The organism is Candidatus Methylomirabilota bacterium (genome assembly GCA_028870115.1).
GTDB lineage: Bacteria > Methylomirabilota > Methylomirabilia > Methylomirabilales > Methylomirabilaceae > Methylomirabilis.
Map to the genome: position 1 here is coordinate 1 of JAGWQH010000122.1, position 1319 is coordinate 1319.

At 55.5% G+C, this 1319-nt stretch carries 2 protein-coding genes; both read left to right on the top strand.

Going from position 1 to position 1319, the window contains the following annotated elements; translation table 11 throughout:
• Positions 1-233: 233 nt before the first annotated feature.
• Entirely contained in the window at positions 234-542 is a 309-nt protein-coding gene (locus KGL31_14285) for a GIY-YIG nuclease family protein (GenBank protein MDE2323047.1), read from the top strand.
• Between the two features lie 214 nt (positions 543-756).
• Positions 757-1319: response regulator (locus KGL31_14290; GenBank protein MDE2323048.1), on the top strand; the 563-nt coding region annotated here is incomplete at its 3' end.

A 1319-nucleotide genomic window follows, 5' to 3' on the forward strand; every position in this document is an offset into this window, starting at 1 on the left:
ATGACCGGCTGGGAATATCGGAGGGCGTGGTTTGTAAAATCCGTTCGTCCTGAGCCTGTCGAAGGATGACCATGAGCAAGGAGTCGAAAGCCGTTCATGGTTCGACAGGCTCACCACGAACGGCCGGGATGTCGAAGGATTCAGGATGACCGGCTGGGAATATCGGAGGGCGTGGTTTGTAAAATCCGTTCGTCCTGAGCCTGTCGAAGGATGAACGTGACTAAGGGCTGTCAATGAGCTTTTGGGTCTACCTATTACGCTGTGCGGATGGTTCCTACTATGTTGGTCATACTGATCATCTGGAGAAACGTATGGCAGAGCATGCGATGGGTACGATTCCAGGGTACACCCTGAAGAGAAGACCAGTTACCCTTGCGTTTGCAGAAGATTTTTGCACACGCGAAGAAGCTCTGGAACGTGAAAGACAGATCAAGGGCTGGAGGCGGGAAAAGAAAGAAGCGCTGATTCAGTCCGATTGGAGTGAGATTTCTCGCTTGGCGAAAGGAACCCACCAGCCGGTTCCTTCGACAGGCTCAGGATGACCGGCTGGGAATATCGGAGGGCTTCCTTTGTAAAATCCGTTCGTGCTGAGGGTGTCGAAGCAGGAACGGAACTCATTGCAATAGTACATCCTTCGATAGGCCTGCCTGAGCATGCCAACCGTCTCCTTCGACAGGCTCAGGACGAACGGCTGGCATGTCGAAGCGGGCTCACCACGAACGGGAGTACTCGACTGATCAGGAGCATTGGAGACATATGGATACCGAGGAGAAGGTCAATATCCTGCTGGTTGACGACACGCCGTCAAAACTGATGGCGCTGAAAAGCATCCTGGTCGATCTGGGCCACAACCTGGTGGAGGCCAGTTCAGGCAAGGAAGCCCTCCGGCAGCTCTTGCAGCAGGAGGTTGCCGTCATCCTGCTGGACGTCGTGATGCCGGGGATGGATGGCTTTGAGACAGCGGAGCTGATCCGTCAGCGCGGACAGACGCAGAACACGCCGATCATTTTTGTGACCGCGATCAGCACGGCCGAGGCGGATCGTGCCAGGGGTTACCGCCTGGGCGCGGTCGACTATATGTTTACGCCGGTGGTGCCGGAGATCCTGAAGGCGAAGGTAACGGTGTTTGTCGACCTGTTCAAGAAGACGCAGCAGGTCCAACGCCAGACGGATCAATTAAAAGTCCTCAACGAGAAACTGGGAGCACAGCTTGGAGAGGTCGAACGGCTGAATCGCCGACTTCAGGCCATCAACAAGGAGCTGGAAACCTTTTCCTACTCCGTCTCCCACGACCTCAAGGCCCCCCTTCGCGGGATGGA

Bases quoted from the DNA above. Each gene is read 5' to 3' on its own strand.
- KGL31_14285 (MDE2323047.1), top strand. From the start codon at position 234: ATGAGCTTTTGGGTCTACCTATTACGCTGTGCGGATGGTTCCTACTAT.